This is a genomic window from Azospirillum himalayense (genome assembly GCF_042657465.1).
Taxonomy (GTDB): Bacteria; Pseudomonadota; Alphaproteobacteria; order Azospirillales; family Azospirillaceae; genus Azospirillum; species Azospirillum himalayense.
In genome coordinates this window covers 223601-238012 of record NZ_JBHSLC010000049.1, presented here as the reverse complement: position 1 = coordinate 238012, position 14412 = coordinate 223601, and the positions used below count along the sequence as shown (strand labels likewise).

The 14412-nt window shown below is 70.4% G+C and carries 9 protein-coding genes and 1 pseudogene; 6 read left to right on the top strand and 4 right to left on the bottom strand.

All coding sequences use genetic code 11. From position 1 onward, the window contains the following. Positions 1 to 181: 181 nt before the first annotated feature. A pseudogene (locus tag ACFPMG_RS22550) lies at positions 182 to 1019 on the bottom strand (IS5 family transposase). A gap of 376 nt (positions 1020 to 1395) precedes the next feature. Here ACFPMG_RS22550 and ACFPMG_RS22545 point away from each other — a divergent pair. The 6 genes from ACFPMG_RS22545 (at position 1396) to ACFPMG_RS22520 (ending at position 10419) form a co-directional block, all read left to right on the top strand. Next, on the top strand, positions 1396 to 4341 hold the full coding sequence (locus ACFPMG_RS22545; RefSeq protein WP_376997439.1) for a xanthine dehydrogenase family protein molybdopterin-binding subunit: 2946 nt from the start codon (positions 1396 to 1398) through the stop codon (positions 4339 to 4341). Then, positions 4338 to 5174 (top strand): FAD binding domain-containing protein, encoded by an 837-nt coding sequence (locus ACFPMG_RS22540; RefSeq protein WP_376997438.1) that lies wholly within the window; start codon positions 4338 to 4340, stop codon positions 5172 to 5174. The genes ACFPMG_RS22545 and ACFPMG_RS22540 overlap by 4 nt, the downstream gene beginning before the upstream one ends. Then, on the top strand, positions 5162 to 5761 hold the full coding sequence (locus ACFPMG_RS22535) for a (2Fe-2S)-binding protein (protein ID WP_376997436.1): 600 nt from the start codon (positions 5162 to 5164) through the stop codon (positions 5759 to 5761). Before ACFPMG_RS22540 ends, ACFPMG_RS22535 begins: the two co-directional genes overlap by 13 nt. Further along, positions 5754 to 7295: an AMP-binding protein gene (locus ACFPMG_RS22530; protein WP_376997435.1), complete on the top strand. Its 1542-nt coding sequence runs from the start codon at positions 5754 to 5756 to the stop codon at positions 7293 to 7295. The genes ACFPMG_RS22535 and ACFPMG_RS22530 overlap by 8 nt, the downstream gene beginning before the upstream one ends. Before the next feature lie 26 nt (positions 7296 to 7321). Then, entirely contained in the window at positions 7322 to 8131 is an 810-nt protein-coding gene (locus ACFPMG_RS22525; RefSeq protein WP_376997434.1) for an enoyl-CoA hydratase/isomerase family protein, read from the top strand. Between the two features lie 206 nt (positions 8132 to 8337). After that, entirely contained in the window at positions 8338 to 10419 is a 2082-nt protein-coding gene (locus ACFPMG_RS22520; protein WP_376997433.1) for a methyl-accepting chemotaxis protein, read from the top strand. 43 nt (positions 10420 to 10462) lie between these two features. Here the strand turns inward: ACFPMG_RS22520 and ACFPMG_RS22515 are convergent, their stop codons facing one another. From ACFPMG_RS22515 to ACFPMG_RS22505, 3 genes are all read right to left on the bottom strand, one after another. Beyond that, entirely contained in the window at positions 10463 to 11326 is an 864-nt protein-coding gene (locus ACFPMG_RS22515) for an AraC family transcriptional regulator (protein WP_376997432.1), read from the bottom strand. A 173-nt stretch (positions 11327 to 11499) separates the two neighbouring features. Continuing rightward, positions 11500 to 12918, bottom strand: coding sequence for a UbiD family decarboxylase (locus ACFPMG_RS22510; protein ID WP_376997431.1), 1419 nt, complete (start codon positions 12916 to 12918; stop codon positions 11500 to 11502). A gap of 87 nt (positions 12919 to 13005) precedes the next feature. Then, complete coding sequence (locus tag ACFPMG_RS22505) at positions 13006 to 14400, bottom strand: sodium:solute symporter family protein (protein ID WP_376997430.1); 1395 nt, start codon at positions 14398 to 14400, stop codon at positions 13006 to 13008. Positions 14401 to 14412 lie beyond the last annotated feature (12 nt).

Sequence of the window (14412 nt, the reverse complement as noted above, 5' to 3'; positions counted from 1 at the left end):
GCCAAAGCATCTGGCCACATAGACGCGACAGCGACACTGCCTATAAAAAATGCAATGCTGATGGCTCTCGGGATTTTTGTTATTCGCGCACGCATATTATACTACCATGATAATATTTAGTAGGCGCGATAATAGGCGGGTGCCCCGTCACGTTCAACCCGCTGAAAGCCCGCTTTGAAAGTCACCGCGGTGGCAGACGCTTTCGATTGGGATGGACGAGGCGGTGCAGCATGAGGCGGATGGCGGCCAGGGTGACCATGGCTTCGGAGACCTCGGGCAGTTCTTCGTAGTCTTTGGACAGCCGCCGGTATCGGCCAAACCAGCCGAACGATCTTTCAACGACCCAGCGCCGCGGGAGAACGATGAAACCGGTCCCGGCGATTCGGCGCACGATGATCAGCGTCAGGCTGAGCAGGAAGCAGGTGAGCGGGACCGGGAGCCGGTTATAAATGCTGTCGGCGAACACCGACTTGAGGCAGCAGTACAGCCGCTTGACCCGGCTCAGCAGGCCTCAGGCGCTGTCGGCGTCCTGGATGTTGGCGGCGTGGACGATGACCCCGAGCAGGAAGCCGGAGGTATCGACCGCGATGTGGCGTTTGCGCCCCCGGATCTTCTTGGCCGCGTCGTAGCCGCGCGGCCCCCTTTTTCCGTTGTCTTGACGCTCTGGGTGTCGATTATGGCCGCCGTCGGGCTGGCTTGGCGGCCGTCCTGCTCGCGCAGCATGACAACAGGTGATGGCGCATCGTCTCCCAGACGCCCGCGGCGAGGAAGGCGCGCATGTAGCCGTACACCGTTGGCCAGGGCGGGAGGGTCGGCGGCGGCGGAAGGTGGCGCCACTGGCAGCCAGTGCGCACGACGTAGAACTGCCCGTCCAGCATGCGCCGCATGTCCGTGGTGCGCGGCCGACCACCCGGCTTCGGCGGCGGGATCAACGGTTCGAGCACGCGGTACTGATCGTCGCTGAGCGCTTGGCCGGACCCTAAGTCCCCAACCAGCGCACGATCGTCGGGTGTCCACATCGCTGACTTCCAGACGGGAATTCCCCTTCCGAACAGCCGCCGCGTTCATCCGTCACCAAGGCTCAGCAGGCTTGAGCGCACTTTCAAAGCGGGCTCTGAGCAGGCCGAGCGACAGGCCGCACAACTTGGCGTCCACGGCTGCGGGGGATGGTCAACATTCGCCTTCACCGAAAATCAGACGCTCGGGTAAATCGCGATACTCCATGGTAAAGGCTTTTGCCGCCCGGTCCCCTAGGCTTCCCGCAATGGGAGGGCCGACATGACGGTTATGCGAACTGTTTGGAATGGGGCGGCCGGTCAACAGGCCTTCGACCACCGGAAAGGTAGAGCATCGGTTGAGGCGGGGATCGGTGCGCAGCCTCTCGTCGGCCGTTCCGTGCCGCGGGTGGAGGATGCGGCGCTGCTGACCGGCGTGGCGCGCTACGCCGACGATCTGCCGGCCAAGCCCGGGACACTGCACGCGGCCATCCTGCGGTCGCCGCACGCCCATGCTGACATCCTGGGCATCGACACCGCCGCCGCCCTGGCGGTACCCGGCGTGGCCGCTGTGGTCACAGGGAGCGACGCCAAGCGCTTCGCCAGCCCCTTCCTGGTCGGCGTGCGCGCTCCGATGGAACACTGGTGCCTGGCCGTCGACCGCGTCCGTCACGTCGGAGAACCCATTGCGGTGGTGCTGGCGGACAGCCGCTACCAGGCGGAGGACGCGCTCGACCGCATCGAGGTGCGATACCGTCCTCTGCCGCCGGTCACCTCGATCGGACAGGCGCTGGACCCGGCGTCGGCGCCGCTGCACCCGGCGCTCCGCTCCAACCTCGTCAACAGCCGCAGCTTCCGCTATGGCGACCCGGATGGCGCCTTCGCCCGTGCCGCGCGCACGGTGTCCATCGAGGTGGAGTTCCCGCGCAACTCCTGCACGCCGATGGAGTGCTTCGTCGTGCTGGCCGAACACGACGCGGCCGAGGACGCTTACGAGATCCTGTCGAACTTCTCCGGCCCCTTCGCGGTCCATCCGGTGATGGCCAAGGCGCTGAACGTGCCGGGATCGCGGCTGCGGCTGAAGACGCCGCCCCATTCCGGCGGCAGCTTCGGCAACAAGCAGGCGGTCTTTCCCTACATCGTGCTGATGGGGCTGTGCGCCCGCGTCGCCGGCCGTCCGGTGAAGTGGGTGGAGGACCGGCTGGAGCATCTGATGGCCGCCACCTCGGCCACGGCGCGGCGGATGCGCATCGACGCGGCGGTGGAGTCCGACGGCCGGGTGCTCGCCCTGCGCATGGAGCAGACGGAGGATTGCGGCGCCTATCTGCGCGCGCCCGAGCCGGCCTCCCTCTACCGCAACCACGGCAACCTGACCGGCGCCTACGACATCCCGAATCTGGCGGTGACCAACCGCATCGTCGTTACCAACAAGACGCCGACCGGGCTGAACCGCGGCTTCGGCGGCGGGCAGCTCTACTACGGGCTGGAGCGGCTGATGAACCGCGTCGCGGCGGAGCTCGGGCTCGACCCGCTCGACGTGATCCGCCGCAACCTCGTGGCGGCCGGGGCCATGCCCTACCGCACGGCGTCGGGAGGTTCGCTGGACTCCGGCGACTATCCCGCCACGCTGGAGGAGGCCGTGCGCGACGGCGCGCTGGAGGCGCTGAAGGCCCGGCGCGACGCGCGGCGCGCCGAGGGGCGGCTCTACGGCATCGGCTACGCAGCGGTGGTCGAGCCTTCCATTTCCAATATGGGCTACATCACCACCGTCCTGACTACCGAGGAACGGCGCAAGGCCGGGCCGAAGAACGGCGCGCAGGCGACGGCCAGCGTTGCGGTGGACCCGACCGGCGGCGTTTCGGTCCACGTCTCCTCCGCACCGCAAGGGCAGGGACACCGCACGGTGCTGGCCCAGGTGGTGGCCGACGTTTTCGGTCTGCGCTTCGAGGACATCCGCGTCAACACCGACCTCGACACCGGCAAGGATGCCTGGTCGATCGCGTCGGGCAATTATTCCAGCCGCTTCGCCGGGGCGGTGGCCGGGGCGGCGCAGGTCGCCGCGACGCGGCTGCGCGACCGCATGGCGGTGCTGGTCGCCGGATCGCTCAACAGCCGGCCGGAGGAGGTGCGCTTCGCCGGGGGCAAGGTCTTCGCGGCCGGGAACCCGGACAACGCCCTGTCCTTCTCCCGCGTCGCCGCCGCCGGCCATTGGGCGCCGGGCACGCTGCCGGACGGGCGGGAGGCGGCGCTGCGCGAAACCGCCTTCTGGACGCCGGAGCCGCTGAAAGCGCCGACCGACGCCGACCACATCAACAGCTCGGCCTGCTACGGCTTCATCTTCGACTTCTGCGGGGTGGAGATCGACCGCGACACCGGAGCGGTGCGGGTCGACCGCTACGTCACCATGCACGACGCCGGCCGGCTGCTGAATCCGCTGCTGGTGGAGGGGCAGATCCTGGGCGGCTTCGCCCACGCGGTGGGGGCGGCGCTCTACGAGGAATATGCCTACGGCGACGACGGGCGCTTCCTGTCGGGCACCTTCGCCGACTATCTGGTGCCGACCGCCTGCGAGGTGCCGGTGCCGGTCATCCTCCACCGCGAGAGCCCGTCGCCGGTCACGCCCCTCGGCGCCAAGGGGGTGGGGGAGGGCAATTGCATGAGCACGCCCGCCTGCCTCGCCAACGCCGTGGCCGACGCGCTCGGCGGGCCGGTGCCGTCGCTGCCGCTGACCCCGGCCAAGATCGCCGCGCTGATCCATCCGCCGGAGCCGCCGCGCCCGCCGGGGGCAGGGGCGGCAGGCGCGATGGCCGCACCGGCGCCGTCGGCCTCCGGCGGGCGCGGCCTGACCGGGGAAGGCAGCCGCGAGGTCCCGGCGCCGCCGGAACAGGTCTGGGCGATCCTGCTCGATCCCAAGGAGCTGGCCGCACTGCTGCCGGGCTGCGAGGCGCTGGATCTCGCCGGCCCCAATGCCTACCGGGCGGAGGTGGTGGTCGGCATCGGACCGGTGCGCGGCCGCTACACCGCGGAGGTCGCCCTGTCCGACCTCGACCCGCCCCGATCGCTGACCCTGACCGGCAGCGGGGCGAGCGCTCTCGGCACCGGGCGGGGCACCGGTCACGTCACGCTGGAGCGCACGGCCGGGGGCACGCGCGTCACCTACCGCTATTCCGCCGAGGTCGGCGGCAAAGTCGCGGCGGTCGGGGGGCGCATGCTCGACAGCGCGTCGCGCCTGCTGATCGGCCAGTTCTTCGAAAAACTGGTCGCCCGCGCCGGGGGCGCGCCGGCACCGGCCGAACGGCCGGGCCTCCTCGCCCGCCTTCTGCGCTTTCTGGGGCTGAACCGATGAAACCCGCGTCCTTCGATTACCTGCGGCCGGCCACGGTCGCCGACGCCCTGGCGGCGCTTGCCGAGGGGGGCGACGACGCCCGCGTGATCGCCGGCGGCCAGTCGCTGATGCCGATGCTGAACATGCGGCTGGTGCAGCCGCGCCTGCTGATCGACCTCGGCCGCCTGGAGGAGCTTCGGACCCTGCGTGTCGAAGACGGTTGGCTGAGCGTTGGAGCGGCGGTGACCCAGGCGGAGCTTCTGTCCCGCCCGACCCTGCGGGACGAGGTGCCGCTGCTCGCCGCCGCCCTTCCCTGGGTCGGTCATTTCCAGACCCGCAACCGCGGCACCGTCTGCGGCTCCGTCGCCCACGCCGACCCCAGCGCCGAAACCCCGCTCTGCCTCGTCGCCACCGGCGGCGCGGTGGTGCTGCGCAACGCCAAGCGCCGCCGCACCGTGGCGGCCGCCAACTTTTTCCTCGGCCCGCTGACCACGGTGAAGGCGGCGGACGAGATCGTCGAGAGCGTGCGCTTCCCGCTCGCCGCCGCCGGCAGCGGCCACGCCTTCCGCGAGGTCTCCATGCGGCACGGCGACTTCGCGATCACCGCCTGCGCCGCGACGGTGGACGGGACGCGGGCGAGCCTGGCTGTCGGCGGTGTGGCCGACCGGCCGACGCTGCGCTCCTGGCCGCTCGCCGGCGGCGCGCTGCCGCCGGACCTCGACGCGGCGCTCAACGCCTTCGCCTGGGATCTCGGCGGCGACGACGACCAGCACGCCACCGCCCGCTACCGCCGCGACCTCGTGCGCCGCATCGGCCGCACCGTCCTCGAGGAGGCCCTGTCATGCCGCCGCTGAAGAGCGCCACCACCCTGGCCGCCACCCCGGTTGCCGGCGTCCTGTCCGCCGACGCGCGCCACACCGTCACCGTCGTCCTCAACGGCGCGCCCCGCTCGGGCCAAGCACACCCCCGCCTGCTGCTGAGCGACTTCCTGCGCCACGAGCTGGGCGCCCACGGAACCCGCGTCGGCTGCGAGCACGGGGTGTGCGGCGCCTGCACGGTGCGCATCGACGGGGTGGCGCAGCGCGCCTGCCTGACCCTGGCCGTGCAGGCCGACGGGCGGCGCATCGACACGGTCGAGGGGCTGTCCCAATCCAACGAGGGGCTCAACGAGGGGGCCAACGAGGGGCGCTTGACGGCGCTCCAGGAGGCCTTCCGGAGGCACCACGCCCTGCAATGCGGCTTCTGCACGGCCGGCATCCTGATGTCGCTGTCCGATTACCTGGGCCGCAACCCGAAACCCACCGAGGAGGAGCTACGCGACATGTTGAGCGGCCATCTTTGCCGCTGCACCGGCTACGCCGGCATCGTCCGCGCCGTGATGGACGTGACCGGCCAAGCAGCGGCCTCAGAGACCATGGGCGGGGAGGCCGCGCATGTTTGACCTCGGCCGCAGCATCCTGGCCAGCGCGGAGCGCAGCCCAAGCGCCCTGGCCATCGTCGACGGCGATCTGCGCCTGACCTACGCGGAGTGGCTGGACCGCATCCGCCGGCTGGTCGGGGCCTTCGACCGCTTCGGCCTGCGCCCCGGCGACCGCATCGCCACCGCCCTGCAGAACAGTTGGGAGATGGCGACCATCCATTGGGCCTGCCAGCTGGCCGGCATCGCCGTGGTGCCGCTGAACTGGCGGGTGAAGGCGGACGAGCTGGACTACTGCCTGCCCAACGCCGAGGTGCGCGCCCTGTTCTTCCAGGACGTCTCGGCGGAGGCGACGGCCCGCTCCCCCGTCGCGCAGGCCCTGCCGCGGGTCGCCGTCGGTTCCGACGCGGCGGGGGGCACCCACCGCTTCGCAGCCCTGCTCGACGCCGCGCCGGCCCCGGCGGTGCCGCGCGCCACGGACGACCATGTGTCGCTGTTCCTCTACACCTCCGGCACCACCGGCAAGCCGAAGGGCGTGCCGCGCCGCCACCGGGCGGAGCGCGCCGCCGCCGTGGCCCATGTCGCCCAGAACTGCTACCGCCGCGGCGAGCGCACGCTGGGCGTCATGCCGCTCTACCACACCATGGGCGTGCGCTCCCTGCTGGCGATGGCTCTGGTGGACGGCACCTTCGTCTGCCTGCCGCGTTTCGACACGGCCCGCGCGCTGGAGCTGATCGCGACGGAGCGCCTGACCTGCCTCTACCTCGTGCCGACGCTCTACCACGACCTGCTGGCCGACCCGGGCTTCCCCGCCACCGATGTGTCGTCGGTGCGCAAGCTGGGCTTCGCCGGAGCGTCGATGACCGACGGGCTTCTGAAACGGCTGGACGCCGCCTTCCGGCCGGAGCTGTTCGTGAACCACTACGGCTCGTCGGAGATCTACACCTTCACGCTCGACCAGAACGCCCCGGCCAAGCCCGGCTCCGCCGGCAAGGCGGCGCTGAACCAGCGCATCCGCGTCGTGAGGCTCGGCTCCTACGACTCCGGCGACGTCGCCGCGGCGGGCGAGGAAGGGCAGATCATCGCCGACCTGTCGGGCGACGAGGCCTTCGAAGGCTACTGGAAGCGCCCCGACGCCGACGCCAAGGCGCTGCACGCCGGCTGGTACTTCACCGGCGACATCGGTTTCTTCGACGGCGACGGCGATCTGTTCGTCACCGGGCGCGTGGACGACATGATCATCACCGGCGGCGAAAACGTCTCGCCCGTCGAGATCGAGAGCGTCCTGTCCCTGCACGCCGGCGTGCTGGAGGTCGCCATCGCCGGCCTGCCCGACGAGCGCTGGGGCCAGCGCGTGGTCGCCTTCATCAAGCGGGAGCCGGGGGTGGAGGCCGCCGATCTGGACGCGCACTGCCGCACCTCCGGCCTCGCCAACTTCAAGCGCCCGCGCGAGTACGTCTTCTTGGACGAAATTCCCAAGTCGCCGGTCGGCAAGATCCTGCGGCGCAAGCTCCAGGCCGGCGAATACCAGCTCGAACACAGCCCCACCACGCTCTGAACACCCGACTTTTCTGGAGAGAACCCGTGAAGCCCTATTCGTTCGACAGCAGCAACCGCCTCCTCGCCGATCTCGACGGCTTCCGCGTCGAGATCGACGAAGCCAAGGAACGCGCCGACATCGTCCTGCACCGCCCGCCCTTCAACATCATCAGCATGCTCCAGCGCGACCAGTTCGGCGCGGTCTTCGCGGCGCTCGACCGCGATCCGGCGGTGCGTGTGATCGTTCTGCGGGCCGAGGGCGAGAACTTCTCCTCCGGCGGCAAGATCGCCGGCTTCCTGGAACAGACCCCGGAGCATGTGTCCGAGCTGGCGATCAACGTCGCCGCCCCGGAACGCTGCCGCAAGCCGGTGATCGCCCAGGTCCGCGGCTATTGCTTCGGTGTCGGCTTCGAGCTGTCGCTGGCCTGCGACTTCCGTGTCGCGTCGGAGACCGCGCAGTTCGCCCTGCCGGAGATGCGCATCGGCATGATTCCCGGCTCCGGCGGCTCGGCCCGTCTGCTGCACATGATCGGCATCGGCCGGACCAAGGACATGGTGATGCGCGCCAAGCGCATTCCGGGGCGTCAGGCCGCCGACTGGGGCTTCGTCACCGAATGCGTCGCCGATGCCGAGCTGGAGGCGACCGTCGCCGCGCTGGTGGACGAGCTGCGCGGCTTCTCCCCGCTGGCCCAGCGCACCATCAAGGGCGTGCTGAACAGCGGCAACAACGTGTCGGTCAACGGCGCCATCGAGATCGAGGGTCAGGCCTACGGCCGCCTGCGCGGCTCCGAGGACTTCGCGGAAGGCGTCGCCTCCTTCAACGAGAAGCGCAAGCCGGTCTTCAAGGGCCTCTGAACGGCGGATTGCCGAGCGCCGACAGGCCATTCCACCCCCTTCCAGCCACGCTCCGCTGGGAGGGGGACTTCCCAAGGGCAGCGCTGATTCGAATGTGAGGCACGCTGAATGTTTACCACATCATAATGTTTCGATGACCAACATTGTGGCGGAACCGCTTTTAGCTTTGAAGAGCATGGCGTGCAGTCTGTATTGAGGAGCGTTGCATGAGGATCCGGGCGGTTTTTCTTTCCTGCGTACTGTCTATGGCGACGGTGGCCGGGGTGGTGTCGGTCACCTTCGTGGCCGGAGAGTGGGGCAACTACCGCCGCGCCGTCGACGCCCGCACGCTTTCGGAGTCCATCGGAGCGGTGCTGGGGGTCACCGAGAAGGTCGTGCTGAGCCGCGGCCTTCAGAACGGAGCCCTGCTCGCGGACGCTCCCGCCAGCGATGAGGCCCGCGCCAAGATCGCCGCCGCCCGCCGTGACATCACCCAGACACTGGCCGAGGCCAACCGCACCGTCCAGGCCGCCGATTACGCAGGCCGAGCGGCGGCGCTCCAGACGCTCCGCGCGGTCGAGCAGGCGCTGGCGGCACTCCACGCCGAGGTCGACGCGGCCATCGGCCGCCCCAAGCCCGAGCGCGACCAAGCCTTCGTTAAGGGATTCGGTGAGCGCATCGTCGCCCGCGTCAAGGATTTGGGCGGCATCGCCAACGGCCTGGAACAGGGCGTGGCGCTCGCCGACCCCAACGTCGCCCGGCTTGCCGGAATCGCCCGCCTGTCCTGGGACATGCGCGAAGCCGGCGGACGCCGTGTCGCCATCTTCACCACCGTCGTTGGCGCCAAGCGGCCGCTCATCGGCAGCGAGATCGAACTGGCCGCCTTCCTGGCCGGTGAGACTCATCACGCCTGGGCGCGCCTGCAGGCGACCGCCGCGCAGCTCGGCGACGCCCCGGCCCTCGCCACCGCGCTGCGCGGCACCGAGACGACCTTCTTCGGCGCCACCGACGCCCTCATTGCCGAGCTGACCGCCAAGGGGCGCGTCGGCGGCGACTACGCGATCTCCTTCCAGGACGCCTGGTCCCGTCTGGTCGGCGGCGTGCAGTCGGCGCTCGCGGTGCGCGACGCCGCGGTCGCCGAGGCGCTGACCCGGGCGGATGCGGCCCGCGGCGCGGCCTTTGTCCGCCTGTTGCTCGCCGTCGGCGCCTTGGCGCTCGTGACGCTCACCGTGGTCGGCGTGGCCATGCTGATCGGCCGGCGCATCGTCGATCCGCTGGTCGGCATGACGGTGGTGCTGACCGAGCTGGCGCGCGGCGAGCGCGACGTGGCGGTGCCGGCGCGCGGGCGCACCGACGAGATCGGCGAGATCGCCGCGGCGGTCGAGGCGCTGCGCGTCACCGCCAAGGAGGCCGACCGGTTGGCCGCCGAACAGGCCGCCGAGCATGCCAGGCGCCAAGAGCGGACTCGCGCGGTGGAAGCGGCGGTCGCCGGCTTCGACCATTCGATCACCCGCATCCTGTCCACGGTCGACGGCGCCGCGGGCGAACTCGACGGCACGGCGCGTGGCATGACGGCGGTCGCCGACGAGGCGAGCCGGCAGGCGACCACGACGGCCGCGGCCGCCGAGGAGACGGCGGTGACGGTGCAGACGATCGCCGCGGCGACCGAGGAGATGACCAGCTCGATCCAGGAGATCGGCCGGCAGGTCGCCAGCTCCAACGCGGTCGCCGCCCAGGCCCAGGCGCAGGCCCTGGACACCACCGGTTCGGTGTCCCACCTCACCGGGGCGGCGATGCGGATCGGCGAGGTGGTGAAGCTGATCCAGGACATCGCCAGCCAGACCAACCTGCTGGCGTTGAACGCCACCATCGAGGCGGCGCGCGCTGGCGAGGCCGGCAAGGGCTTTGCCGTGGTCGCCAGCGAGGTCAAGCAACTGGCCACGCAGACCGCCAAGGCGACCGAGGACATCGCGGCGCAGATCGCCGCGGTGCAGGAGGCGACCCAGGGCACCAGCGCCGCCATCGACGGGATCGGCCGGACGATCGCCCGCATCAATGAGATCAGCGCGGCGATCGCCGCGGCGGTGGAGGAGCAGAGCGCCACCACCGGCGAGATCACCCGCAACGTCCAGCAGGCGGCCCACAGCACCACCGAGGTCAGCCGCACCATCGCCGGCATGAACCGGACGGTCGCGCGGACCGGCAGCGCGGCCGCCGAGGTGACCGGGGCGTCGAGCGCGCTGGCCCAGCAGGCCAAGGCGCTGCGCCGGGAAATCGAGAGCTTCCTCGCCGGCATCCGCGCCGCCTGACGCCCCGCCGTCCCTGTTGCCGTCCTCGCCGTCGCGCGGCGGGTCACGCCCCCGCGGCGGCGGGCTGGCTGTAGAGGGTGACGACGCGGCGGTACTCGGTTGGCGTCACGCCCTGGTGGTTGCGGAAGAAGCGGCTGAAATGGCTGGGGGCGGCGAAGCCGAGCCGGCCGGAGATCGCCGTGGCGCTCTCCCGCCCGGCGGCCATGGCGCCGATGGCGGCCTCCATCCGCAGCACGTTGAAATACAGCGCCGGCGTGATCGACAACGCCTGCTGGAACAGCCGGAACATGTGCGCCCGCGACAGGCCGGCGGCCGCGGCGACGCGCGCCGCGTCGAACTCCCCCCCCAGGTTGCCGCCCATGTAGCGGATGGCCCGCCGGATGCGGAAGTCCGTGGGCGCCGTGACCGGGGACAGGGCGGCTCCGCGCAGGCTCCGCCAGTCGGAAAAGCGGTCGACGATGGCGAGCATCAGGTCGAACAGCGCCTGCTCCATCCGCTCGGCCGAGGGATCGCCGTACAGCAGCTCCGCGGTCATGCGATCGGCGAGGCGCCGGATGTGCGGCGTCAGCGCGCCGCAGGGGTGGGCGAAGAAGCCGGGGTTGCCGCTGGCGGTGAACTCCCGCTGCATGGCGCCGAGCCAGCCGGGCTCGATGTAGAGCGCCAGGATCACCGTGCCCGGCGCCCCCGGCTGGTGGGCGTAGGAATGCGCCTCCCAACTGTTCACCAGCACGGCCGTGTCGTCGCGCAGGGGGTGGCACCGCTCGCGCACCGCGAACTGGGTGTCGGCGCCCGATGCCTTGATCAGCACATGGCAATGGGGGTGCGCGTGGTGGATCAGCGCGTGGTCCATGTCCAGCAGCGCGACGCGGCCGAACGCGCCCTGGTGTATCCGCATGGCCTTCGACATGATGCGCGGTCCTCGTTCTGTTCGTCCCCGGATGGCGCGGGGCCATGGCGCGGAGACGTCTGCCGATGGAAACAGGGTGACGGGTGCAGACCCGGCAAAAAAGGCGGCCGATCCGGCCTTTTGGACTCCGGATCGGCGCGAGTGGGGACGTGACTCGGTGCGGCCGGCCGGAGCTAGCCGATCGCGGTGCGCCATGAGGCGCCGGGATCGACCAGCCGGTCCAGATCCACGCTGTCCTCGCCGGGGACGCGGATGCGCTTGAACTTCATCTCGGGTGCGTCGACCGGGATGGTCGCGTCGATGCCCCATTTGGCGCCCAGCCCGTCGGCGGTGGACGGGTCGAGCTTGGAGCACTGGCTGTCGCCGATGACCACGAGGTCGCGGTCGGCCTGGAAGCGCGTGGCGACGGCCCACTCGACCTCGCGCGCGTTGTGGATGTCCACGTCGGTGTCGACGACGACGGCGTGCTTGATGTCGTAATGGGCGGCGAAGGCGCCGAGCAGGACGTTCTTGGCCTCGCCGTGCTGCGTCTTCCGCAGCTTCACCACGAGATGGTAGCGCCCGACGCCGCCCAGCGACAGGTGGACGTCCTGCACGCCGGGGAAATTGCGCTGAAGGGAAGCGAGGATGGTCGCCTCGCGCGGGATGGCGCCCAGCAGAAGATGCTCCAGCCCGCCGCCGACGATGGTGTGGAAGATCGGGCGGAGCCGGTGGGTCACCGCGTCCACCTGGATGACGTGGCGGTCGGCCCGCTCCCCGTAATATTGCGGGAACTCGCCGAACGGCCCCTCGGCCTCGCGGACGCGGGGCAGCAGACGGCCCTCGATCACGATCTCCGCCCGGGCCGGGACGCGGACTCCGTTGGTCAGGCAGCGCACGACCTCCAGCGGCTCGCCGCGCAGCGCGCCGGCGATCTCCAGCTCGTCCTGGCCGACCGGCACGATCGCCTGGGAGGCCAGCAGCGTGGCCGGGTCGACGCCGATGACCAGCGCGATCTCCAGGGACTCGCCCTTCGCTTCGGCCTTCCGGTAGAAATGGTCGGTGTGGCGCGGCAGCAGAAGGATGCCGATGCGGTCCGGCCCGTTGATCTGGCAGCGGTGGATCGAGACGTTCTGGACGCCGGTCTCCGGATCGCGCGCGATGGTCAGGCCGGCGGAGATGTAGGGGCCGCTGTCGTGCTCGTTGTGGGTCGGGATGGGCAGCAGCCGGGTCAGGTCGATGGGGCCGCGGTGCACGACCTCCTGCGCCGGGGCGTTGGTGATCTCGCGCCAGGGGAGCGGCGCGTCGGCGGCCTTGCGGACGTGGGCGATCAGCGCGTCGCCGGAGACGCCCAGCGCCTCGGCCATCCAGGCGCGGTCGGACACGAGGCCGGACACGACCGATCCCGGATGCCCGTCCGGGCGGGGGAACAGGGTGGCGGTGGTGCCGTCCAGGCGTTTGGCGGCGGCGGCCAGCTCATGGACCAGCCCGACACCGGGGCGCATCACCGTCAGGCGGTTGGTCGCCGCCAGCCGGTCGAGCCAGCCGCGCAGGCCGAAGGCCTTGCTGCGCGGGTCCTGGGAGTGGATGCGTTCGATGATGTGCGCGCTCATGGCGTTTGTGCCCTGCTGGAAGAGTTTCAAAGACGCGGCGGGGCCACGCGGGGGGCCGGGGTACCGTGTTTCCCCCGGCCCGCGCCGTCAGGCGGTGTCCCGCATGGCCCTGCCGGAGGTCATCAGGCGCGGCAGGTGGCTGATGCTCATCACGATCAGCGGGATGACCAGCGCGATGTAGGCGTTGTCGATGCCGTAGGGATCGCCGGCCATGTACCAGCCGATGGTCAGGAACAGCGACAGCACGATGCTGGTCACCGCCCCCTTGGGGCTGCCGAAGGTCGGCGCGTAGAAGATGAAGAGGACCAGCACCGCCAGGGTCAGCCGCAGCGACTTGGCCAGGAAGGTCACCTTCAGCACGTCCGGCGCGAAGATGGCCAGCGGGATCGGCAGCAGGCCGACGACGATGGCGGCGACCCGCACGAACCGAAGGGACTGGCTGTCGCCCGCGGCCTTGCCGGTGATCGGCAGGTAGAAGTCCTTGTAGAGCAGCGTCGCCGTGCCGATGCTGATCGCGGAGATCGTGCCGAACAGCGAGGCGGCGAGGCCGGCGACGACGACCGCCGCCATCATGCTGTCCATCTGCGCCACGATCATCGGGAAGGCTTGCAGCGAGTTGATCTTCGGGAACAGCACGGCCGCGCACATGCCGCAGATGGCCGCGGCGATGCCGAAGGGGATCAGCAGGACCGAGGTGTAGAAGCTGGCCTTCTGGGCCTTGCCGGCATCGCCGACCGTGCTGATCGCCTGAAGCACGTATTGGGTGGAGAAGACGGCACCCGTCCCGGCCAGGATCCAGGCGAGGATCTGCGGCCAGCCGGCGTTGTCGACGGTGAACATGGCCGGCGGCAGCTGCGCCCGAAGCTCCGACCAGCCGCCGACCTGGCTCAGCGCGAAGGCGGTGGCGACGATGATGCCGATGTACTTGACGACGGCGTGCATCACGTTCGTGTAGATGACCGAGCGCATCCCGCCCATGCCGACGTAGAGCGCGGCGAACAGGCCGGTGAAGACGATGGCCAGCGACCGGTCGATCTTCAGCAGCCCGGCGAGCACCGCCCCGCCGCTGGCGTAGACCGACACGGCCACGATCTGCAGCGCGAAGATCATGATGACGCTGGTGGCGATCTTGGTCGGCGCGCCGTAGGTCCGCGCCAGGGCGCCGGAAATGGTGTTCTCGCCCAGGTCCTTGAACTTGCGGGCGAACAGGAAGGCGTACAGCATGAAGCCGATGCCCAGCGCCACGAGGTTCCACGCCGCCGAGATGCCCCACTTGTAGCTGGCCTGGGCGGTGCCGACGCTGGCGGTCGTCCCGATGAATTCCGACATCAGCAGGAAGCCCACCAGGATGGCGGGGTAGGTGGTGCCGCCGGACGTGAAGTTGTGGGCGGTGTTGGAGAAGCGGCGCGCGGCGTAGCTGACCACGCCCATCGCCAGGATGTAGACGACAGCCAGGGACATGGCCGTCCAATTGGCTTCCATGCGGATACCCTC

Excerpts from the sequence above, each read along its gene's own strand:
- ACFPMG_RS22540 (WP_376997438.1), top strand. The coding sequence starts at position 4,338 with ATGAAACCCGCGTCCTTCGATTACCTGCGGCCGGCCACGGTCGCCGAC.
- ACFPMG_RS22535 (WP_376997436.1), top strand. The coding sequence starts at position 5,162 with ATGCCGCCGCTGAAGAGCGCCACCACCCTGGCCGCCACCCCGGTTGCC.
- ACFPMG_RS22530 (WP_376997435.1), top strand. The coding sequence starts at position 5,754 with ATGTTTGACCTCGGCCGCAGCATCCTGGCCAGCGCGGAGCGCAGCCCA.
- ACFPMG_RS22520 (WP_376997433.1), top strand. The coding sequence starts at position 8,338 with ATGAGGATCCGGGCGGTTTTTCTTTCCTGCGTACTGTCTATGGCGACG.
- ACFPMG_RS22515 (WP_376997432.1), bottom strand. The coding sequence starts at position 11,326 with ATGTCGAAGGCCATGCGGATACACCAGGGCGCGTTCGGCCGCGTCGCG.
- ACFPMG_RS22510 (WP_376997431.1), bottom strand. The coding sequence starts at position 12,918 with ATGAGCGCGCACATCATCGAACGCATCCACTCCCAGGACCCGCGCAGC.
- ACFPMG_RS22505 (WP_376997430.1), bottom strand. The coding sequence starts at position 14,400 with ATGGAAGCCAATTGGACGGCCATGTCCCTGGCTGTCGTCTACATCCTG.